The sequence below is a fragment of the Ponticoccus sp. (in: a-proteobacteria) genome (genome assembly GCF_048381735.1).
In genome coordinates, this window is record NZ_JBLXGL010000017.1 from 1 (window position 1) to 22,044 (window position 22,044).

Annotated in this window: 18 protein-coding genes; 10 read left to right on the plus strand and 8 right to left on the minus strand. The window is 68.9% G+C overall.

Annotation, left to right across the window (positions count from 1 at the left end; all coding sequences use genetic code 11):
- Window positions 1–64: 64 nt before the first annotated feature.
- The 7 genes from ACN5KJ_RS19955 to ACN5KJ_RS19985 all read left to right on the plus strand — a co-directional run bounded on the left by ACN5KJ_RS19955 (window position 65) and on the right by ACN5KJ_RS19985 (window position 7,550).
- Entirely contained in the window at window positions 65–751 is a 687-nt protein-coding gene (locus tag ACN5KJ_RS19955) for an adenylate kinase (protein WP_347167915.1), read from the plus strand.
- A gap of 79 nt (window positions 752–830) precedes the next feature.
- Window positions 831–1,115: a DUF4212 domain-containing protein gene (locus tag ACN5KJ_RS19960; RefSeq protein ID WP_206566336.1), complete on the plus strand. Its 285-nt coding sequence runs from the start codon at window positions 831–833 to the stop codon at window positions 1,113–1,115.
- Between the two features lie 6 nt (window positions 1,116–1,121).
- Window positions 1,122–2,909 carry a sodium:solute symporter family protein gene (locus ACN5KJ_RS19965; protein ID WP_418595910.1) on the plus strand — a complete coding sequence of 596 codons (1,788 nt, stop codon included), beginning with the start codon at window positions 1,122–1,124 and terminating at the stop codon, window positions 2,907–2,909.
- Window positions 2,910–3,009: 100 nt separating this feature from the next.
- On the plus strand, window positions 3,010–3,552 hold the full coding sequence (locus tag ACN5KJ_RS19970) for a dihydrofolate reductase family protein (protein WP_418595912.1): 543 nt from the start codon (window positions 3,010–3,012) through the stop codon (window positions 3,550–3,552).
- Window positions 3,553–3,555: 3 nt separating this feature from the next.
- Window positions 3,556–5,379: a DUF294 nucleotidyltransferase-like domain-containing protein gene (locus tag ACN5KJ_RS19975; RefSeq protein WP_418595914.1), complete on the plus strand. Its 1,824-nt coding sequence runs from the start codon at window positions 3,556–3,558 to the stop codon at window positions 5,377–5,379.
- A 259-nt stretch (window positions 5,380–5,638) separates the two neighbouring features.
- On the plus strand, window positions 5,639–6,139 hold the full coding sequence (locus ACN5KJ_RS19980; protein ID WP_418595916.1) for a hypothetical protein: 501 nt from the start codon (window positions 5,639–5,641) through the stop codon (window positions 6,137–6,139).
- Window position 6,140: 1 nt separating this feature from the next.
- On the plus strand, window positions 6,141–7,550 hold the full coding sequence (locus tag ACN5KJ_RS19985) for an exonuclease domain-containing protein (RefSeq protein ID WP_418595918.1): 1,410 nt from the start codon (window positions 6,141–6,143) through the stop codon (window positions 7,548–7,550).
- Window positions 7,551–7,608: 58 nt separating this feature from the next.
- Here ACN5KJ_RS19985 and ACN5KJ_RS19990 read toward each other — a convergent pair whose 3' ends face one another.
- From ACN5KJ_RS19990 to ACN5KJ_RS20020, 7 genes are all read right to left on the minus strand, one after another.
- The gene (locus ACN5KJ_RS19990) at window positions 7,609–8,526 is read right to left on the minus strand and encodes a helix-turn-helix transcriptional regulator (protein ID WP_418595920.1); all 918 of its coding nucleotides are present in this window, start codon (window positions 8,524–8,526) and stop codon (window positions 7,609–7,611) included.
- Between the two features lie 69 nt (window positions 8,527–8,595).
- Window positions 8,596–10,374, minus strand: coding sequence for a feruloyl-CoA synthase (locus tag ACN5KJ_RS19995; RefSeq protein ID WP_418595922.1), 1,779 nt, complete (start codon window positions 10,372–10,374; stop codon window positions 8,596–8,598).
- Window positions 10,375–10,384: 10 nt separating this feature from the next.
- Window positions 10,385–11,146 carry an SDR family NAD(P)-dependent oxidoreductase gene (locus ACN5KJ_RS20000; protein WP_418595924.1) on the minus strand — a complete coding sequence of 254 codons (762 nt, stop codon included), beginning with the start codon at window positions 11,144–11,146 and terminating at the stop codon, window positions 10,385–10,387.
- A 92-nt stretch (window positions 11,147–11,238) separates the two neighbouring features.
- The gene (locus ACN5KJ_RS20005; protein ID WP_418595926.1) at window positions 11,239–12,555 is read right to left on the minus strand and encodes a TRAP transporter large permease; all 1,317 of its coding nucleotides are present in this window, start codon (window positions 12,553–12,555) and stop codon (window positions 11,239–11,241) included.
- On the minus strand, window positions 12,552–13,145 hold the full coding sequence (locus ACN5KJ_RS20010) for a TRAP transporter small permease (protein WP_418595928.1): 594 nt from the start codon (window positions 13,143–13,145) through the stop codon (window positions 12,552–12,554). The genes ACN5KJ_RS20005 and ACN5KJ_RS20010 overlap by 4 nt, the downstream gene beginning before the upstream one ends.
- Before the next feature lie 76 nt (window positions 13,146–13,221).
- Complete coding sequence (locus tag ACN5KJ_RS20015) at window positions 13,222–14,277, minus strand: TRAP transporter substrate-binding protein (protein ID WP_418595930.1); 1,056 nt, start codon at window positions 14,275–14,277, stop codon at window positions 13,222–13,224.
- 45 nt (window positions 14,278–14,322) lie between these two features.
- Window positions 14,323–15,381, minus strand: a complete 1,059-nt coding sequence (locus tag ACN5KJ_RS20020; protein WP_418595932.1) for a TRAP transporter substrate-binding protein — start codon at window positions 15,379–15,381, stop codon at window positions 14,323–14,325.
- Window positions 15,382–15,797: 416 nt separating this feature from the next.
- Here ACN5KJ_RS20020 and ACN5KJ_RS20025 point away from each other — a divergent pair, with 416 nt between their 5' ends.
- Both ACN5KJ_RS20025 and ACN5KJ_RS20030 read left to right on the plus strand, forming a co-directional pair.
- Window positions 15,798–17,030 (plus strand): metallophosphoesterase family protein, encoded by a 1,233-nt coding sequence (locus ACN5KJ_RS20025; protein ID WP_418595934.1) that lies wholly within the window; start codon window positions 15,798–15,800, stop codon window positions 17,028–17,030.
- Window positions 17,030–20,461, plus strand: coding sequence for an AAA family ATPase (locus tag ACN5KJ_RS20030; protein WP_418595963.1), 3,432 nt, complete (start codon window positions 17,030–17,032; stop codon window positions 20,459–20,461). Before ACN5KJ_RS20025 ends, ACN5KJ_RS20030 begins: the two co-directional genes overlap by 1 nt.
- A 226-nt stretch (window positions 20,462–20,687) precedes the next feature.
- Here ACN5KJ_RS20030 and ACN5KJ_RS20035 read toward each other — a convergent pair whose 3' ends face one another.
- Complete coding sequence (locus ACN5KJ_RS20035; protein WP_347165288.1) at window positions 20,688–20,987, minus strand: hypothetical protein; 300 nt, start codon at window positions 20,985–20,987, stop codon at window positions 20,688–20,690.
- A gap of 232 nt (window positions 20,988–21,219) precedes the next feature.
- On the opposite strand from ACN5KJ_RS20035, the gene phnC reads away from it, so the two are divergent.
- Complete coding sequence (gene phnC, locus ACN5KJ_RS20040) at window positions 21,220–22,041, plus strand: phosphonate ABC transporter ATP-binding protein (RefSeq protein WP_418595936.1); 822 nt, start codon at window positions 21,220–21,222, stop codon at window positions 22,039–22,041.
- Window positions 22,042–22,044 lie beyond the last annotated feature (3 nt).

Sequence of the window (22,044 nt, forward strand, 5' to 3'; positions counted from 1 at the left end):
CACTCGCCGACCCCTCTGTCGTCGAGGACCTCATCGAAAACCGCATGAACAAGGGCTGACGATGATGGACGGAGCACAGACACCCGCCCCCGCCGCCGTGCTGATCCTGCTGGGGCCTCCGGGCGCCGGAAAGGGCACGCAGGCCCGCATGCTGGAGGAGAAATTCGGCCTCGTTCAGCTGTCGACCGGCGACCTCCTGCGCGAGGCCGTCGCCCAGGGCACCGAGGCGGGCAGGCAGGCCCAGGCGGTGATGCAGGCCGGTGACCTCGTCAGCGACGAAATCGTCATCGCGATCCTGCGCGACCGGCTGGCGCAGCCCGATACGGCGAAGGGCGTGATCCTCGACGGCTTTCCGCGCACCACCGTTCAGGCCGAGGCGCTGAACCGGCTGCTGGAAGAGACCGGGCAAAAGGTCAATGCCGCCGTCAGCCTGGACGTCGACGACGCCGCAATGGTGGAACGGGTCTCGGGCCGCTACACCTGCGCGCGCTGCGGCGAGGGCTGGCACGACAGCTTCAAGCAGCCGAAGGTTGCTGGCACCTGCGACAATTGCGGCAGCACCGAGTTCAAGCGCCGCGCCGACGACAACGCCGAGACCGTCGCCAGCCGCCTTCAGGCCTACCACGCCCAGACCGCCCCGCTGATCGGCTTTTACGCCGACCGCGGCGCGCTCATCCGCATCGACGCCATGGGCGAGATCGACACCATCGCCGACAAGCTGTCGGCGATCGTGAGGACAGCCACCGCATAAGCGGAGGAGGACCCGGCCCCGGCAACGGGGCCACCGCCCCCGCAAGGGGGCATCAGGAGGAAAGAGGAGGACCCGCGACATGGCGGATCGAACATCACAAGTCTCGCACAGGGCGGAGGGCGACAAGGCCTACTGGTCCGCCAATGTGCGCATCATCATCATCAGCCTCGTGATCTGGGCGCTGGTGTCTTTCGGCTTCGGCATCCTGCTGCGCCCCGCCCTGTCGGGCATCAGCGTCGGCGGCACCGACCTTGGCTTCTGGTTCGCGCAGCAAGGCTCGATCATCGTCTTCCTGGCGCTGATCTTCTTCTACGCCTGGCGGATGAACAAGCTCGATAAAGAATTCGGCGTGGGTGAGGAGTAACCCGTCATGGATCAGTTCACCATCAACCTGCTGTTCGTGGGCGCGTCTTTCGCGCTCTACATCGGCATCGCGATCTGGGCCCGCGCGGGCTCGACCTCGGAATTCTATGCCGCCGGGCGCGGGGTGCATCCCGTCACCAACGGCATGGCCACGGCGGCCGACTGGATGTCGGCGGCCTCGTTCATCTCGATGGCGGGTCTGATTGCCTTCACCGGCTATGACAACTCGACCTACCTGATGGGCTGGACCGGCGGCTACGTGCTGCTGGCGCTGCTGCTGGCGCCCTATCTGCGCAAGTTCGGCAAGTACACGGTGTCCGAGTTCATCGGCGACCGCTTCTACAGCCCGACCGCGCGCCTGGTGGCCGTGATCTGCCTGATCATCGCCTCGGTGACCTACGTCATCGGCCAGATGACCGGCGTGGGCGTGGCCTTCGGCCGCTTCCTCGAGGTGGACAGCAGCACCGGCCTGCTGATCGGCGCCGTGATCGTCTTTGCCTATGCGGTGTTCGGCGGCATGAAGGGCGTGACCTACACGCAGGTGGCGCAATACGTCGTGCTGATCCTGGCCTACACGATCCCCGCCGTCTTCATCTCGCTGCAACTGACCGGCAACCCGATCCCGGGCCTGGGCCTGTTCGGCGACCACCAGGCAAGCGGAGAGCCGCTGCTGGCCAAGCTGGACCAGATCGTCCGCGAGCTGGGTTTCAACGAGTACACGGCCCACAACGGCGACACCTTCAACATGGTGCTCTTCACCCTGTCGCTGATGATCGGCACCGCCGGTCTGCCGCATGTCATCATGCGCTTCTTCACCGTGCCCCGCGTGGCTGACGCCCGCTGGTCCGCGGGCTGGGCGCTGGTCTTCATCGCGCTTCTGTACCTCACGGCCCCCGCCGTCGGTGCCATGGCCCGCCTGAACATCACCGAGCAGTTCTGGCCCAACGGCACCAATGCAGAGCCCGTCGCGCTGGAAACCATCCAGAGCGATCCGGCTTATGACTGGATGGCAACCTGGCAGCAGACCGGTCTTCTGGGCTGGGAAGACAAGAACGGCGACGGACGCATCGCCTATTTCAACCAGGGCGACGCCGAGACGGTTGCCGCCATGGAAGCCGCCGGTTGGGGTTCGGAGAACGAGCTGACCAACTTCAACAACGACATCCTGGTTCTGGCCAACCCGGAAATCGCCAACCTGCCGGCCTGGGTGATCGGCCTTGTCGCCGCCGGTGGTCTGGCCGCCGCGCTGTCGACCGCCGCCGGTCTGCTTCTGGCGATCTCCTCGGCGGTTTCTCACGACCTGCTGAAGGGTCAGCTGACCCCGAACATGTCGGAAAAGAACGAGCTTCTGTCCGCTCGGATCGCGATGGCCGTGGCCATCGGTGTCGCCACCTGGCTGGGTCTGAATCCCCCGGGCTTCGCGGCGCAGACCGTGGCGCTGGCCTTCGGCCTTGCCGCAGCCTCGATCTTCCCGGCGCTGATGTTGGGCATCTTTACCAAGGTGAACAACAAGGGCGCCGTGGCGGGCATGCTGGCCGGTCTGATCGTGACGCTGGTCTACATCTTCCTGCACAAGGGCTGGTTCTTCATCCCCGACACCAACAGCTTCACCGACGCCGATCCGCTCCTGGGCACGATCAAGTCGACCAGCTTCGGTGCCGTCGGTGCGATGATCAACTTCGCGGTGGCCTTCACCGTGTCGAAGATGACCGCCCCGGTCCCGCAGGAAATCGAAGAGCTTGTCGAAAGCGTCCGCATCCCCCGCGGTGCCGGCGCCGCGGTCGACGGGCACTGAAAGTGACGCGCGGGGCGTGGAATGCGCGCCCTGCCCTTTGCCAAGCCGTCCCGTTCCGCGTAAGCGGGACGGGACATTTCATTGCAACCGGAAGGCCTTCATGATCACCGGACATGTCTTCGTCGCCTGCTCTCTGGACGGGTTCATCGCGCGCAGCGACCACGGGCTGGACTGGCTGTCGCATCCCGGCACCGAGGACGAGGAACACGGTTACGAAGATTTCCTCGCCGGGATCGACGGGATCGTCATGGGCAGCGCATCCTACCGGAAGGTGCGCAGCTTCCCCGAATGGCCCTACGACAAGCCCGTGGTGGTTCTCAGCGAAAGCCTGCGCCCCGAGGATATCCCCGAGGACCTGCACGACCGCCTACGCCTGAGCCGCGCGCGCCCGGTGCGCCTGATGGAAACGCTGGAGGCCGAAGGCTGGCGAAACGTCTACGTCGACGGCGGCGCGGTCATCCAGTCCTTCCTGCGCGCCGGTCTGATCTCGGAGATGACGATCACCCATGTTCCGGTGCTGATCGGCTCGGGCCGCCGCCTGTTCGGCGCGCTCGAAGAGGACATCCCCTTCGACCTGATGGAAACGCGCAGCTTCCGCTCCGGCCTTGTCTCGACCCGCTACCGCCTGCGCCCGAAAGCCTGACCCATGCCGCTGGACCGCACCGCCCTCGACCGCTTCTTCGCCGCCCTGCACCCCTATGACGCGCTGGAGCCCGGGACGCGCGCGGCCCTGATCGCCGCGTTCCGCGAACAGGCGGTGCCTGCGCATCAGCCGGTCTATACGCTGGGCAACCCGCTGGACGGGCTGTACCTGATCCACAGCGGGCGGGTCGAGGTGCGCGACGGGAATGGCGCGCAGCTGTCGCTTCTGGGTCCGCGCAACTCCTTCGGGGAACGCGGGCTGATGCGCGACGGCATCGCCGTGACCAGCGCGCGCACGACAGAAGACACGGTGCTGCTGGTGCTGCCCCGGCCCGCCTTCCTGACGCTGGTGGAACGCGAACCGGCGGCGGCGCGCTTCTTCGACCGGCAAAGACCGGCGCGCGCGCAACGCTCTGACCTTCTGACCAGCCGGGTCGAGACGCTGATGGCCCGCGATCCCCTGACCTGCGCGCCGGATGCCACGGTGCAGGCGGCGGCGCAGGCCATGTCGGCGCGCCACGTCTCGTCGATCTGCGTGACCGATGGCGACAGGCTGAAGGGCATCGCCACGATCCGCGACATATCCGGCAAGGTGGTGGGGGGCGGCCTGCCCTACGACACGCCCGTCACGCAGGTAATGAGCGCCGCGCCGATCACCCTGCCACCCTCGGCCATCGGGTCCGACGTGCTGCACATGATGATGGAACGCCGCATCGGCCACGTGCCGATCTGCGAGGGCACGCGGCTGGTGGGCATGGTCACCCAGACCGACCTGACGCGCTTTCAGGCCACCACCTCCGCCGAGCTGGTCTCCGAGATCGCGCAGGCCCCCGATGCCGCCGCCATGGCCCGGGTGACGGCCCGCATTCCCCGGCTGCTGGTGCAGCTGGTGGCGGGTGGCGCCCGGCACGAGGTTGTGACGCGGCTGATCACCGACATCTCCGACACCTGCACCCGGCGCCTGTTGACGCTGGGCGAAGAGGCGCTTGGCCCGGCGCCGGTGCCCTATCTCTGGCTGGCCTGCGGCAGTCAGGGGCGACAGGAGCAGACCGGCGTCAGCGATCAGGACAACTGCCTGATCCTCGACGATGCGGTGACCGACGACCAGCGGGGCTGGTTCGCGCAACTGGCCGATTTCGTCTGCACCGGCCTCGACACCTGCGGTTACGTCTTCTGCCCCGGCGAGATGATGGCGACCAACCCGCGCTGGTGCCAGCCGCTGGAGACATGGCGCGGCTACTTCCGCAGCTGGATCGCCCGCCCCTCGCCCGAGGCGCAGATGCTGGCCTCGGTGATGTTCGACCTGCGTCCGATCGGCGGCACGCTAACGCTGTTCGACGCACTGCGCGAAGAGACCCTCGCCGCCGCCGCGAAGAACTCGATCTTCGTCGCGCATATGGTCTCGAACGGGCTGAAGCATCAGCCACCGCTGGGCCTGTGGCGCGGCTTCGCCACGATCCGCTCGGGCGAGCACCGCAACAGCATCGACCTGAAGCTGAACGGCGTTGTGCCGGTGCTGGACCTCGCCCGCATCTATGCGTTGCAGGGGCAGCTGACGCCCGTCAACACCCGCGCCCGGCTGGAGGCGGCAACCGCCGCCGGGGTGCTGTCGGCCACCGGCGGGCGCGACTTGCTGGACGCCTACGACCTGATCGCAGAAACCCGGCTGGAGCATCAGGCCCGCCGGATCAAATCCGGCGCGCGGCCCGACAACTACCTGATGCCCGCCGATCTGTCGGACTTTGAGCGAAGTCATTTGCGCGACGCCTTCGTCGTGATCAAGTCGCTGCAATCGGCACTGGGCCACGGCAAGGGCATGCTGGGGTGAGCCCCGATCCGCATAGCGGCGAAGGCTCCGGGGGCGCCTTCGAGGGGCGAACGGGCGGAACCCCGACAGGCCCCGATCCGTACAGCGGCGAAGGCAAGCGCGTCGGGGAGATCCCGGTCCGCGCAGCGGCAGGCGCCCGGGGCGCGCGTCTGCGCGGAGAAAGAGTGCGCCGTGGCGCCGTGTGAGGGCGGCGTGATGGCGCGGGACAGTTGAGGACGGGGCGCATACCCAGCACGGGACAACCCCAGGGGAGGAATGGATGTTTTTCGAGTTGATCGCCGTCTTCGTGGCGGGCTTCGCCGGGGCCGGTGCGGCAATGATCCTGCGCAAGATGACCGGGGGCCGCCTGCCGCGCTGGCTGGTGCCGGTGGGGGCCGGTGCGGCCATGCTCGCGGCCACGATCTCCAGCGAGTACACGTGGTACGCGCGCACCGCCGCCGCCCTGCCCGAGGGCATGCAGATCGCCCAGACCGTCGAGAGCCGCGCCGCCTGGCGGCCCTGGACCTACGTCTTTCCGCTGACCGACCGCTTTGTCGCCGTCGATGTGGGCGGCCTGCGCGCCAACCGGCAGACCGCGGATCTCTACCTTGCCGAAATGGCCTTCTTCGCCCGGTGGCGCCCGGTCACGCAGGTGCAGATCATGGTGGACTGCGCCGGAAACCGCCGCGCCGACCCGACCATGGGCGACGGCTCGGACCCGGTCTGGCGCGATGTCGGCCCCGAAGACCCGGTGGTGCAGACCGTCTGCGCGGAGACCTGAGATGCTGGCCAGCCTGTCGCTTCGCCTGCGGGTCTTCCTGTTCTTCTGCCTGATCGCGCTTGGCGGCACGCTGATCCTTGGCGCTTCGCTCTGGGCCGGCCTGAGCCGGGCGCTGACCACCACGCCGCAGAACGGCTTTGTCCTTGCGGGCATCCTGTCGATCTTCGGACTGACCGCCCTGACCGCCGGGGTCTGGCTGCTGTTCGATGAAAACGTGGCGAAACCCATCGAACGGCTCTCGGCGGGGATGCGGGCCCGCGCCCACGCCGGCGTCGCCGTCGAGGTGGACGCCCGGGCCGCGCGCTACCTCGGCGACCTCGGGCCCGCCGCCTCTGCGGTGACCGAGGCACTGGCGCAGAACGCGATGAGCACCGCGCAGAGGGTCGCGGCAGAGACCGAGCGGCTGGCACAGGAACGCGAACGCCTGACCGCCCTGCTGACAGAGATCCCGGTGGCGATGATGCTGATCAACAGCGCCGGGCAGATCGTGCTCTACGACGGACAGGCCGCAGAGGTGCTGTCCACCCTCGGCATGCCCCGGCTGAACGCCCCGCTGACGGATTACTTCGACGCAGGCTCACTGGACCGCGCGCGCGGGCGGGTGAACCGCTCGGGCAAGGAGGCGCGCTGCGTGCTGACCTCGCGCGATGGCGCGCAAAGCTTCGACGCCCGGATGAAGCCGATGGACGCGGGCGGCTACCTGCTGATCGTCGACGCGGCCCATACCGACATCCCGCCAGAGGCGGCCCGCCCGCTGGTCTACGACTTTGCCCTGCTGACCGCGCGCTCCGGAGAGATCGGCGACGAGACCCCCCTGTGCGACCTGACCTACACGGTCTTCGACACCGAAACGACGGGCCTGCTGCCGCATAAGGACGAGATCGTGCAGCTGGGCGCCCTGCGGGTGCTGGGTGGCCGGATCGTGCCGGGCGAGACGATCGACCAGCTTGTCGACCCCGGTCGCCCGATCCCGCCGTCCGCCACGCGGGTGCATCACGTGACCGACGCCATGGTCGCGGGCAAGCCCGACATCGCCGAGGCCGGGCGGCGCTTTCACAGCTTCGCGCAGGGTTCGGTGATCGTGGCCCATAACGCGCCCTTCGACATGGCCTTCCTGCGCCGCCACCGGGCGCGGATGGGGGTCGAGTGGCATAATCCGGTGCTGGATACGGTTCTGCTGTCGGCGGTGCTGTTCGGCGCGTCGGAGACGCATACGCTGGACGCCCTGTGCCAGCGGCTTGGCGTCACCATCCCCGAGCGGCTGCGGCATACGGCGATGGGTGATGCGCAGGCCACCGCAGAAGTGCTGATCCACATGCTGCCGATGCTTCAGGCGCGCGGGCTGACGACGCTGGGCGCGGTGCTTGCAGAGACCCGCCGCCATGGCCGCCTGCTCGAAGACCTGAACTGAGGCGGGGCCGAATTCTTCCAAAGAATTGGCACCGGTTTCTTTGCAAGAAACCGGCGCCCTACTCCAGAAACCCGCGCTCCGCGATCAGCGCCAGCAGCCGCTTCAGCGTGTCGTCCAGCGAGGCGCCCGAGGTGTCCAGCTGCGCATGGGCCCGCTCGTAAAGCGCCTCGCGCGCCTGCAGGATCGACCGCAGATCGTTCATCGCCTCGGGGTTGCCCGCCATCGGGCGCTCGTCCCCCTGCGCGCGAACCCGCTCCATATGCTCGGTCGCGCTGGCCTTCAGCCAGATCGTGTGGAAATGCGACAGCAGCCGGTGATAGGTCGCGGGCTCGGCCACGATGCCGCCGCCCACCGCCAGCACCAGCCGGTCGTGCGTCGCGACGACCCGGCTCAGCGCATCGGCCTCCAGCTTGCGATAGCCCTCCTGCCCATACAGCGCCATGATCTCCTCGACCGGCATGCCGCCCGCCAGCTCGATCTCGCGGTTGAGTTCGACGAAGGGCACGTCCAGCGCCTCTCCGGCCAGCTGTCCCAGCGTCGACTTGCCCGCCCCGCGCAGCCCGATCAGGCAGAGCCGTTGCGCCCGCTGGCCCTGCGGCTCCGTCGCCGTCAGCAGGCTCATGACCTGCGCCTGCACCGAACGCTCCGCGTCCCGGAACAGCTCGGTCATGCGCAGCACCTCCGAGGCCCAGGGATCGTCCTCGCCCACCAGCCACTCGATCCTGAGATCAAGCGCGATGGCCACCCGCATCAGCAAGCCGATCGAGATATTGCCTTCTCCGGATTCCAGCTGCGCGAGGTAGCGCGGCGACACGCCCGAGATCTCGGCCAGCACGCGCCGGGGGATGTTGCGCCGCGCGCGCGCCTGCCGCACCCGCTCGCCCACCCGCGCAAGCAGTTCACCCACCGCAACATCGATCAGCGCCGCGCCGTCGACCTTCGTGGTCCTGCCGTCGAAAGAGGTGATCTCTGCCATCTGCGCCCGCGCTTATGAACTATAGTGCATTTTGGCACGGGGCGGACCCGGGTGCAATCGCCCCGGGCCTCAGGCCCGCACCACCGCCGGGTCGTCGGAATACAGCCGGTCGAGCAGGCCCGCGCGCCGGGCCAGCACCTTGCGGAAGTTGAGGTTGCCCTTGGCGGTGATCTCTCCGTCGCCCAGCGAGGGCGGCTCTGCCAGCACCAGCACGCGCGCGATATGGCTGGCCGATCCATGTGCCCCGCGCGCCGCCAGCCGCTGTGCCAGCGCCGCGCGCAGGTCGGGGCCGTCGATCAGCCCCTCGGCTTCCTGCCCCAGCCCCGCCGCCTCGGCCGAGGGAAAGACCAGCACGCCGATCTCGCCCCGGTCGGCGCCGCAGATCACCAGATCCTGCGCCAGCGGCGCCAGATCCCTCAGCAGCTCCAGCCGCAGGGTCGCCGCCCGCACCCATGTGCCGGTCAGCAGCTTGAAGTCCTCGGATATCCGACCGTCGAAGCGCATGCCCTTGTTCAGGTCGTCCGGATCGATCAGGCGCACCGCATCGCCGGTGACAAAGAACCCTTCTTCATCAAAGGCTTCCGCCGTCTTCTTCGCGTCATGCAGATAGCCCGGCATGATGTTCGGCCCCCTGACGCGGATTTCGCAGCGCATTGCGGCATCGGGCAGCAGCTTGACCTCCACCCCGGTCAGCGGCACCCCGATGATGCCCGACCGGTCCGTGGGCTCGTGCTGCAAGACGCAGGCGGGCCCGGTCTCCGTCAGCCCCCAGGACGAGGTCATCAGCGGCACGTCGCCCCGCACCGCGCGGGCCATGTCCTCGAGATCGGTCCAGACGTCCTGCGGCAGCGAGGCCCCGGCGTAGAAGATCATCTCGAGGTCGCGGAACCAGGTCTCGCGCAGGCCCGCATCCGCCTTCATCGCGTCGCGCAGCTGGGCAAAGCCCACGGGCACGTTGAAGGCCAGGGTGGCGCTCTTCAGGCGGTTGTTCTCTATGGTCTGGCCGACCAGCGCGGGCGTCGGCTTGCCGCCGTCGACATACAGCGCGCCGCCATTGGCGAGCATCATGTTGAAGTTGTGCGAGCCGCCGAAGACATGGTTCCACGGCAGCCAGTCGACGATGCAGGGCGGGCGCGCGCGCAGGAAGGGCAGCGCATCGGCCAGCTGGGTCTGGTTCGCGCACATCATGCGCTGGGTGGTCACCACCGCCTTGGGGTGCGAGGTCGACCCGCTGGTCATCAGGTATTTCGCCACGGTGTCGGGCGTGACCCGCGCCGCCGCTTCGTCGACGCCCGCCTCCGCGCCCATCAGCGAGGACAACGCCGTCATCCCCGCCCCGGCGTTGCGCGCGACGACCTTCTCCATCCCCTCCAGAACCGGCAGGGCCAGGGCCTCGGCATAGCGCGCGCCGTCATCGGCAAAGACCATCGCGGGTTTCACCAGTTCGGCGCAATGCACCAGCTGCGCGCGCGCCGCCGGGATCAGCGCATATTGCTCGGCCAGGGGCACGGTGGGCACACCCACGTATTGCGCCGCCAGCGTCAGCAAGCCGTGGTCCACCCCATTGCCCGAGATCACCAGGATCGGCGTATCCGCCCCCATGCCGCGGGCCAGCAACGCGCCCGCAAGCCGCCGCACCACCTGCCGCGCCTCGGCATAGGTGACCGCGCGCCAGCCCGCGCCGGACCGCTCGGCGATGAAGACTGCCCCGGGCGTCTCGGCGGCCCAGCGGTCCAGCCAGTCGCCGGTGCGCGCCGTCACCGGGCCAAGGTCATAGCCCGAGCGCAGCAGGATCGCCCCGTCCGCCCGGTCTTCGCGCCGGACCGCATGCGCCAGATAGCTGCCCATCGCGCGGCCCTCAGCGCTGCGGCAGGCGCACGGCACCGTCCAGCCGGATCGTGGTGCCGTTCAGATAGGGGTTGGCGACGATCTGGCTGACCATCTGCGCATATTCCGCCGGATCGCCCAGACGATGCGGAAAGGGGATATTGGCCACGATGCCCGCCGTCGTCTCTTCCGGCAGCCCCTCCATCATCGGCGTGTTGAACAGGCCCGGCGCGATGGCCATGACCCGGACGCCCTGCTTCGCCATCTCGCGCGCGGCGGGCAGGCACATGGCGGCAATCGCCCCCTTAGAGGCAGCATAGGCCGACTGCCCCACCTGCCCGTCCTGAAAGGCGACAGAGGCGGTGTTGACCACCACGCCGCGCTCACCGCTTTCCAGCGGCTCCAGCGCCATCATCGCCCGCGCTGCATAGGACATGACGAAATAGGTGCCCATCAGGTTCACCCGGATGGTCTTTTCGAACAGATCGGTGGACAGCGCCCCGTCGCGCCCGACGATCCGCGCCGCCAGCCCGATGCCCGCGCAGCTCACCGCCACGCGCGGCGCCCCCAGAACCGCGACCACCTCGTCCACCGCCGCCGCGACGGATCCCTCGTCGCCCACGTCCACCGCCACCGCATGGCCGCCGATCTCCGAGGCCATGGCCGCCCCGCGCGCCGCGTCGAAATCCAGGATGCCAACCCGCGCCCCCTCCGCCGCCAGCCGCCGCGCCGTCGCAGCCCCCAGGCCGCTCGCACCGCCGGTGACCAGCGCCACCTGCCCAGATATGTCCATCCTATCCTCCTTTCCCCGAACCCGGGGCTTCTTCTTGGTTCAAATACCCTTGGGGGTGAGGCGCCCTGGCGCCGAGGGGGCAAAGCCCCCCGCTACCCCGGCAACAGGAACAGGGTGATCGACGGGAAGGCCACCAGGATGACCACCCGCACCAGGTCCGAGGCCACGTAGTAGAGCACCGCCCGGTAGGTCTGGACCATCGGCGTCTCGGGCGACATCGCGTTGATCACGAAGAGGTTCATCCCCACCGGCGGCGTGATCAGCCCGACCTCCACCACGATCAGCACGAGGATCCCGAACCAGATCGCCACATGCTCGGGCGAGAGGCCGAAATCCAGCGCCGAGATCACCGGGAAGAAGATCGGGATGGTCAGCAGGATCATCGACAGGCTGTCCATGAAGCAGCCCAGCACCAGGTAGATCACCAGGATCACCGCCAGCACCGACAAGGGCGACATGCCCAGTTCCACCACCCAGGACGACAGTTCCTGCGGCACCCGGGTCCGGGCGAGGAAGGCATTGTAGAAGGCCGCGCCCAGCACGATGAAGAAGATCATCGCCGAGGACCGCGCCGTGTCGGTGAAACTGTCCAGCAGCGTCCGCCAGGTCAGCCCGCCCGAGGTCAGCGCGATGATCCCCGTGCCCAGCGCCCCCACCGCCGCCCCCTCGGTCGGCGTGAAGATACCGCCGTAGATGCCGCCGACGACGGCGATGAAGACCAGCAGCACCGGCCAGACGTCCAGCAGCGCGCGGAACCGCTCTGCCATGGGGACCGGGGCGCGCACTCCGGCGCTGCCGGGGTTCATGCGCACGTAGATCGAGATGGCGATCATGTAGCCGATGGCCGCCAGAACGCCCGGGATGAAGGCCGCGAGGAACAGCTTGGCGATGTTCTGCTCCGTCAGGATGGCATAGATCACCAGCACTACCGAGGGCGGGATCAGGATGCCCAGCGTGCCGCCCGCCGCCAGCGTGGCGGTGGAAAAGCCGCCGTCGTAGCCGTAGCGCTTCAGCTCTGGCAGGGACACGCGGCTCATGGTGGCCGCCGTGGCCAGCGACGAGCCGCAGATGGCGCCGAAGCCCGCGCAGGCGCCGATGGCCGCCATGGCCACGCCCCCCCGCCGGTGCCCGAGAAAGTTCTCGGCGGCCTTGAACAGCGACTGCGACATGCCGCCCAGCGTGGCGAAATAGCCCATCAGCAGGAACATCGGCACGATGGACAGCGAGTAGTTGGAGAATTGCGAATAGGCGAGGTCCTTCAGCTGCGCCAGCGGCAGCCGCGTGTTGCCCATGACCATCCACATGCCGGCGAAGCCGGTCGAGAACATCGCCAGACCGATGGGCACCCGCAGGAAGATCAGCAGCAGCAGCGCCGGAAAGGACCAGATGCCGATTTCGAGGTTGCTCAATGGTCCGCTCCCACGGCATTCGGCAGGATCACCCGGCCCGTCAGCAATTCATAAAGGCGCACGAAAGCCACGTAGATCCCGACCAGTGCCGTCGCCACCGCGCCGACCAGGCAGGCCGCATAGGCCCACCAGACCGGGAACTGCAGCAGCAGGGTGGTCTGGCCGGAGGAGATCTTGCGCGCCATGCCCGCGTTCAGCTGCACCGCGATCAGCACAAGCACGGCGGCGAAAAGCCCCGCGATCAGCACCTCCAGCACCCGGTTCGCGCCGCGCGGCAGGAAATTGGTGAAGACATCGACAGAGGCATGGCCCCCGGTCACGGTGCAGTAGGGCAGGAAGGCGAAGATGCAGAAGGCCATGCCCGCCTCGACCAGTTCGAAGTCTCCCGGGATCGCCCCCAGCCCCGCCTCGATGGCCCATGCGGCGAAGCCCGGGGCAAGCGATGTCACAAGCCCCGAATGCATCAGCGAGTTCAGCGCCCGCCCGACGATCGAGATGCAGGTCATCAGGATCAGCACCAGAAGGACGGCGCCGCCCAGAAGCGCCATCAGACGCGCAAGCCACAGGACGATGCGGTGCAGACCGGCCATCGCGACATTCCCCTCGACGTCTTCGGTAGAAACGAAAGCCCCCGGGGCGACCGTTGCGCCGCCCCGAAGCGCGGCATCACTTGCCGTAGGTGTCCATGCTCGGGTCGTACTCGGACATCAGCGCGCGCGCCTGATCGATCAGCGCCTGACCGTCGATCCCCTTGCCGTCCATATCGGCCACCCAGCTCTCGTAGATCGGGTGCACAAGCGCGTCCCATTCCGCCGCGTCCTCTTCGGAGACGGTGATGATATTGTTGCCCCGGTCCACCGCGATCTGCCGCGCCGGGCCATCCGCATCGGCCTGCGTGCCGCCCGCGAAGATCGAGAACGCCAGCCCCGAGTTGTCGTCGATCACCTGCTGCAGGTCCTCGGGCAGAGACTCGTAGACATCCTTGTTCATCGCCAGAACGAAGGTCAGGTTGTACAGCGCCGGGCCGTCGAACTCGGTGTGGTTCCCGACCAGCTCGGCCACCTTCAGCGCGCTTGTCACCTCCCAGGGGATGGTGGTGCCGTCGATCACCCCCTTGGAAAGCGCCTCGGAGACCGCCGGAACCGGCATGCCGATAGGCTCCGCGCCGACGCGGGTCAGCAGGTCGTTCACGAGGCGAGAGCCGCCGCGGATCTTCATGCCTTCAAGGTCCGAGGGTACCGTGACCGGCTTGTTGGTGTGGAACATGCCGGGGCCGTGCACCCATGTGCCGACGATATGCAGATCGGCGAATTCGCCGTCCTTCATGTGCTCCTCGAACATCTTCCAATAGGCGTAAGAGGCCGCGCGGGCGTCTTCCACCATGAAGGGCAGCTCGAAGACCTCGGTCGAGGGGAAGCGGCCCGGCGTATAGCCGACCACGGTCCAGACGATATCGGCGATGCCGTCCATGGCCTGGTCCATCAGTTCGGGCGGGGTGCCGCCCAGCTGCATCGAGGGGTAGCGCTCGATCTCGATCCGGCCCTCGCTGGCCTCTTCGACATTGTCGGCCCAGACATCCAGCACCTGCTTGGGCACATTGGCCTGCGCGGGCAGGAACTGGTGCAGGGTCAGCGTGACCTCCTGCGCCATGGCCGAGGTACAGGTCATCAGCGCGGTCGCCAGCGCGGCCGCCGCCCCGATAAAGGTTCTGCGTGTGGTCATTGTTGTCCTCCCTGACTGACCACGCCCGTTTGCGGGCGCTTGTTCTTATTCGCTTGCCCAGGTGTCCATGGCTGGATCGTAGTCCTCCATCAGGGCGCGGGCCTCGTCGATCATGGCCTGACCGTCGATGCCCTTGGCCTTCACGTCCTCGATCCAGGCGTCATAGACCGGGCGGGCGATCTCTTCCCACTTGGCGGCATCATCCTCGGAGACGGTGACGATGGTGTTGCCCATGTCCACGGCCACCTGCCGCGCCGGGCCGTCCGCATCCGCCTGCGTGCCGCCCGCGAAGATCGAGAAGGCAAGCCCTGAATTGGCGTCGATCACCTGTTGCAGGTCCTCGGGCATCGAGTCGTAGACGTCCCGGTTCATCGCCAGCACGAAGGTCAGGTTGTAGATCGCGGGGCCGTCGAACTCGGTGTGGTTCGAGACCAGTTCCTGCACCTTCAGCGAGGTCGTGACCTCCCATGGGATCGTCGTGCCGTCGATCACCCCCTTGGACAGCGACTCCGGGATTGCCGTCACCGGCAGGCCGATGGGTTCGGCGCCCACACGCTCCAGCAGCTGGTTCACCATGCGCGAGCCGCCCCGGATCTTCAGGCCCTGCAGATCCTCGGGCGCCGAGACCGGCGTCTTGGTGTGCAGCATCCCCGGCCCGTGCACCCATGTGCCAAGGATCTTCACATCGGCAAAGTCGGTCTCGGCCATGTGTTCCTCGAACATCCTCCAGTAGGCGTAAGAGGCCGCGCGGGCATCCGACACCATGAAGGGCAGCTCGAAGACCTCGGTGCGCGGGTAGCGCCCCGGCGTGAAGCCGTTCACCGCCCAGACGATATCGGCGACACCGTCCTGCACCTGATCCAGAAGCTCGGGCGGGGTGCCGCCCAGCTGCATGCCGGGGTAGCGCTCGATGGCGATGCGGCCTTCGCTGTCGGCCTCGACCTTGTCGGCCCAGACGTCCAGCACCAGTTTCGGCACATTGGCCTGCGCGGGCAGGAACTGGTGCAGCGTCAGCGTCACCTCCTGCGCCCATGCGGGGGCGGCGCCCGTGACGGACAGCCCGGCCGCAGCCACGCAGCCCAGCAGCGTTCTTCTCGTGGTCATCTTCTCCTCCCTCAGACGACCGCCGGCAGCGCCGACCTTGATGCAGAATCTTGCACGAACGGCATTATAATGCAACTCCCGCCGTGACCTGCACGATCCGGAACGCGGGCCCCGGTCAGGCCCCGGACCCGGTGAAAATATGGGAACAGGTTCAGCGCGGCTTGTCCAGTATCTTCCACAAGGAAACAAATTTGCGCCCGCGAAGGACGGCGCACCCCGCCCGGTGACGGGCAAAGGACGACCGCCGGGCCGCCCAATCTGCCTTGCCGGGCGCCACAGGCAGCGGGCACAACCCGGGCCCTTCCCACGATCCGAATCGCGGCGGCGGCGCATCGCCCCTGCCCCCGGCACGGATCGCCCTTGCGGCGCGCGGCAAAACCCGGCAGCTTCGCCCGACAAAGGACCATGCCCCTCCCGTGATCACGCTGCTGCATACCGCCGACCTGCATCTCGACTCGCCGCTGAAGTCCTTGGCGCTGCGCGACGAGGCGCTTCAGCGCGCCGTGGCCACCGCCACGCGGACGGCGCTGGCGCGGATGGTCGACCTTGCCATCGAGGAGGGTGTCACCGCCCTGCTGATCGCGGGCGACCTCTTCGATGGCGAGGCCCGCAGCGCCAAGACCGCCGCCTTTGTCACCGCGCAATGCGACCGGCTGGCGGCGGCGGGCATCCGGGTCTTCCTGATCAAGGGCAACCACGACGCCGAGAACCCGATCACCGGCGACCTCGTGCTGCCGGAGAACGTCCATGTCTTCGACGGGCGCGGCGGCAAGGTGCAGCTGGCCGAGGATCTGTGGATACACGGCGTCAGCTTCAGTGGCCGCCACGCGCCTGACAGTCTCTTGCCGAAGTTTCCCGCCCCGGTGCCGGGCGCGGTCAACATAGCCCTTCTGCACACCTCGCTCAGCGGCGCGGCGGGCCATGACCCCTACGCGCCCTGCACGGTGCCGCAGTTGCAGGCCGCGGGCTTCGACTACTGGGCGCTGGGTCACGTCCACAAGCGCACGGTGCATTCCGAAAGCCCCTGGATCGTCATGCCCGGCATGCCGCAGGGCCGCGACATGGGAGAGACCGGCGCCAAATCCGTGACGCTTCTGCAGATCGACGCGGGCCGCATCACAACCGCCGAACGCCCGCTGTCGGTGGTGGATTTCGAACGGATCGCGGTGGATGTCACCGGACTTGAGGACGCGACCGACCTGCGCGCCGCCCTGCGCGCGCGCCTTGCGACGGTGGCCGACGGGCTGCGCGCCGATCAGGCCATCCTTCGGGTGACGCTGACCGGGGAAACGCCGCTGCGCTGGCCCCTGCTGCGCGACCGCGAGACATGGGCCGAGGCGCTGACCGACATGGCGGCAGAGACCGGACGACTGTGGATCGACCGGCTTGAACTCGACCTGACCGAACCGGCCTCCACCGGCAACGCCACCGCCGCAGGCGAACTGGCGGCGCTGATGCAGGAGATCCTTGCCGAAGAGGGCTTTCTTGCCGCCGCGCGGGCCGAGGTGGACGAGGTTCTGGCGCAGCTGCCGCCCTCGGAACGGCGCGCCCTGCTGCCAAGCGAAGAGGCCGCCCCCGCGCTGGCCGAACGGCTGGTCCGCGAGGGCGCGGAGATCGTCACCGCGCGGCTGAAGACCGGGGGCGCGTGATGCGGCTGGAACGGCTGGCGCTCGACCGCTTCGGGCATTTCACCGACAAGCAGTTCGACTTTGGCCCGCAGCCCGACGGGACACCGGATTTCCACATCGTCCACGGCCCCAACGAGGCGGGCAAGACCACCACCATGGAGGCCTGGCTGCGCCTTCTCTATGGCTATGCCCGCGGCGAACCCTACGGCTTTCGCCACCAGCGCGAGAACCTGTCGGTCACCGCATGGCTGAACATCGACGGCCAGACCCGCTGCTTTCGCCGCCTGCCGCGCAAGAACCAGCTGCTTGACGAAAACGGCGCGGTCCTGCCCGAGGCGGCGCTGTCGGGTGCGCTTGGCGGCACCACGGCAGAGACTTATCGCAGCCTCTTCTGCCTTGACGACGCGACCATCGAAAGCGGCGGCGAAGAGATCGTCCGCGCCCGGGGCGACATCGGCCGCCTGCTGTTCACCGCCGCCGCGGGCACAGAGACCCTGTCCGAGGTTCTGGACGGGCTGCGCGACGGGGCCGACACGCTCTACCGAAAGGGCGCGCCCACCACCCGGGTCCATGTGCTGAAAAAGGCGCTGCGCGAGACAGAGGCGCAGATCCGCGCGATGGATGTCTCTGTCTCGGCGCTGCGCAAACTGCGCACGGATCGCGACGCCGCGCAGGCGCGCGAAGAGGCGGTCTCTGCCGAACGCCGCGCGCTCATGCAGCGGGCCGCCCGGACCGAGGCAGAGATCGCCGCCCTGCCGATGCAGGCAGAGCTTCGCGCGCTGGAAACGGCGCTGGCGCCGCTGGCCGATCACCCCGCCGATCCCGGGATCACCACCGACGGCGTGCTGGCGCTGATGCAAGAGGCGGCGCGCGCCGAGAACGACATCCAGCGCCTCGACCGTGAAACGGCGCGGCTGACCGGGGAACGGGCGGCGCTGCCGCTGGCGCCCGGGGTGCTGGCGCTGGCGGACCCGCTGACGGCGCTGGACCCGCTGTACCATCGCGCGACGGGCGGCGCGGCGGACCTTGGCAAGCGCCGCCAGACCGCGGCGGACCTGCTGGCCGAGATGGGCGCCCTTGCCCGCAGCCTGACCGACGCGCCAGAGGCGGACCCGCTGGCCTTCGTGCCCGCCGAAGCCGCGCTCGCCCAGCTGGAAGAGCGCCGCGAGGCCCTGCGCGCGGCGCGGGCGCTGGTGCAGTCCGAGACGCAAGAGGTCGCGGAGCTGCGCGAGGCCCTGGCCCAGGCCGAGGCGCAGGCCGGCCCCGACGAGGCGCCCGATGCCATCGCGCAGGTCTTTGCCGATGTGCCGGTCGACCGTCTGGCCATGGCCGAAGAGATGGCCCGCAACAGCCTGCAACAGGCGCAAGAGTCCGCGCGGGCCGCGCTGGACGCGCTGGCCCTTCCCGGCCAGAGCTTCGACACCGCGCCCGACCTGCCGATCTCTCCCGAAGAGGCAGAGGCACAGCACCGCGCCTGGCAGGAGGCCGGGCGCCAGCTGACCCATCTGACCGAAGAGACCGCCCGCCACGCCACCCGCCGCAGCGCGCTGGAGCGCGAGATTGCCGGGCTGTCGCGGCTGGCCGACGACCCCGCCACCCGCACCGCCCGGCAGGAACGTGACACCCTGTGGCAGGCGCATCGCGACGCGCTGACCCCCGAGACCGCCCGCGCCTTCGAAGCGGCGATGCTGCGGCTGGATGCGCTGATGGAGGCGCGGCTGGACAAGGCCGATGCGCTGGCCGCGCTGCGGCAGGCCGAAAGCGCGCTGGCCGAGGCGCGCGAGGCAGAAACCGCAACCGCGACCGCCCGCGCAGAGGCAGAGACGCGGGTGGCAGAGCTTTCCGCTGCCTATGACGCCACGCAGACCGGGACCGGGCTGGCGCGCCCGCTGCCGCTGGCTGCTCTGGCCGACTGGCTGCGCCGGGTCGAGGCGGCGCGCTCCGCCTGCCGCGCGCTGGACCGCGAGGCCGCCCGGCAGGACCCGGTGCTTTCTGCCGCCCGCGCCGCCGCCGACCGGCTGCGCCCGCTTCTTGGCAGCGAGAGCACGGATTTCAGCCATCTCGCCCGGCTGGCGCAAGAGCGGCTGGAGGCATGGCAGGCCCGGGCCGAGGCCGCCCGCCGCCGCGCCGAACGCCGCGAGGATCTGGCCCGGCGCCTTGAAGCCCGCGAACGGCGCCTTGCCCGGGCCGAGGCCACGCAGGCAGAGGCCGAGGCGGCGTGGCAGGCCGGCCTTGCCACCACCCTGCCCGAAGGCACGCGGGCCGAGGCCCTGTTGGCGACGCTGAAACCACTGCACCGGCTGCGCGAACTCTCGGGCACGCGGGACCCGGTGCTGCGCCAGATCGCCGGGATCGAAGAGGACCGCCGCCGCTTTCACGCGGCGATGCAGGCCCTGCCCGAGCTGCCCGGACCGGCGGAGACAGAGCCCGAGGCCCGCTTTCGCGCAGCCCTCAAGGCGCTGGATGAGGCACGCAGCGCAGAAGACCGGCAAGCGGCTCTGGACCGCCGCCTTGACGAGATCGCCGGGGAACGGGCCAGCGCCGAGCAGAACGCGCAGACCACCGCCCGACAGGTCGAGAGGCTGTTGCAGGCCTTTCCCGGCCCGCCGCAGGGTGGCCCCGACGCCCTGCGCCGCGCGGTGCAAGAGGCCGAGCGCGCGGGCGACCTGCGCCAGCGCATCGACACGCTGGCGCGCCGCATCGTGCAAACCCTGTCCTGCGACAGCCTCGACGAGGCCCGGGAGCGACTGGCCAGCCGCGACCTGCCGACGCTAGAGGCCGAACGGGCCGAGACCGCCGCCGACCTCGACCGGGTCGAGGAGGCAGTGCGCGAAGCCATCGCCGCCCGGACAGAGGCCGAGGCCGCGCTGAAGGCGGTGACCGGCGGCGCCGAGGTGGCAGAGCTGGAGGCCCGGGCCACGGTCGAGGCCATGCAGGTCACCGATGCCGCGCTGGATCACCTGCGACTGTCGCTGGGCCACCGGCTGGCCGAAGAGGCGCTGCGGCGCTACCGCGACAGCCACCGCAGCGGCATGATGCAGGCCACCGAAACCGCCTTTGCGGCGCTGACCAACGGCGCCTACCGGCAGTTGCGGACCGAGATGGAGGGCACGACAGAGGTGCTGCGCGCGCTCGACGCCAGCGGAACCCCGAAACAGGTGGGCGACATGTCCAAGGGCACGCGCTTTCAGCTGTACCTTGCGCTGCGCGCCGCCGCCTACGAAGAGATGGCGCAGCAGGGGCTGTGCCTGCCGTTCTTCTGCGACGACATCTTCGAGACCTTCGACGAGGACCGCACCCGCGCCGCCTGCCGGGTGATGGCGCGGATCGGCATGACCGGACAGGCGATCTACCTGACCCATCACCGCCACGTCGTCGAGATCGCCCGCGAGGTCTGCGGCGACGCGCTGCGGGTGCACGACCTGCGCGAGACCGGGGCGCCAAACCTCTGACCCGGTGCCCCCAAGCGCCCCGGCCTCTGTTCGCGGCAAGGCACCCGGCAGCTGTCGCTTAGGGCAACAGGAGCGTGCGCGGGGGCGCAATACTGGCACGCAATCCGGGGGCGCGGGCCGGCGGTTCCCTTGTCCGCTTGCCGCGCGCCCCGACCGGCCTCTCCCGGACTAGATCGAAAGGCGCGGTCCCGGGCATGCCCCTGCGGCCATGGCGCAACACCGGAACTCAGGCCGGGTCGGTCGGAAGCTCCAGCACCTGCCAGTGTTCGCCCATGGCGACAATGCAGGACGTGCCGTTCGCGTAGGACTGCACCAGCGCCCAATCGCCCGAGGCCTTGTCGATCCAGACCTCCATCACCGCGTCGGGGCCGCGCAGGCCCTGCCCCTGCTTGCTTACGCCCTGCACCGTGGTCAGCCGGTTTTCCAGCCGGGCGCGGTCGTCGCAGATCACATCCGCAAGCCGGGCTGCGGCGCCGAAGGGGGCGCCCGTCAGCAACAGCGTGAACAGGGCAAGACACCGGGTCATGGACGAATCCTAGCAGGCGGCGGACGACCTGTAACGATTTTATGACGACGCCCGATCAATTCTGGCTTCAACCCTGCAATGATTGCGCAGGCGGCAGGCCGCGCCCAGGCGCCGCGCGACAGCCCGCGCCGTTACATTTCCGTTTCCAAAGCTTAATAGAACCGACTCAAAAGCGTCGCAAAATCGTCTGGTAGGCGCATTACCTCCCACCCCGAGACAGCTTGGGGGACACATGCTGCAGGTTCAGACTCTGACCAAGACGTTCGGCGAGCGCACCGCCGTCGACCGCGCCAGCTTTTCCGTGGATCAGCCGCGCATGATCGGCGTGATCGGGCGCTCGGGCGCCGGGAAATCGACGCTTCTGCGCATGCTGAACCGGCTCAGCGACGCCAGCAGCGGCACGATCCTGTTCAACGGGCGCGACATCACCGCCCTGAAGGGCGCCGAGCGGCGCAAGTGGCAGTCGCGCTGCGCGATGATCTTCCAGCAGTTCAACCTCGTGCCGCGCATGGACGTGGTGTCGAACGTGCTGCACGGCACGCTGAACCGGCGCTCGACCCTTGCCACGATGTTCAACCTCTACCCGACAGAGGACATCCACCGCGCCATCGAGATCCTCGACCGCCTCGGCATCGCCGATCAGGCGCCCAAGCGGGCCGAGGCGCTGTCCGGCGGCCAGCAGCAGCGCGTCGCCATTGCCCGCGCCCTGATGCAGGACCCCGCGGTGATCCTCGCCGACGAGCCGATCGCCAGCCTCGACCCGATGAACGCGCAGATCGTCATGGAGGCGCTGCGCCGCATCCACGAGGAAGACGGCCGCATGGTCATCGCCAACCTGCACACGCTGGATACCGCGCGGCGCTACTGCGACCGGGTGATCGGCATGCGCGACGGGCGCATCGTCTTCGACGGCACGCCCGAACAGCTGACCACCGGCGTCGCCCGCGACATCTATGGTGCCGGGGCCGATTTCTCCGAGGCCGCGACCTCGACCGAGATCGCGACCCTCGACCGCACCGATGCCGAACGGCTGAAGGCCAGGGCCCTCGCCTGATCC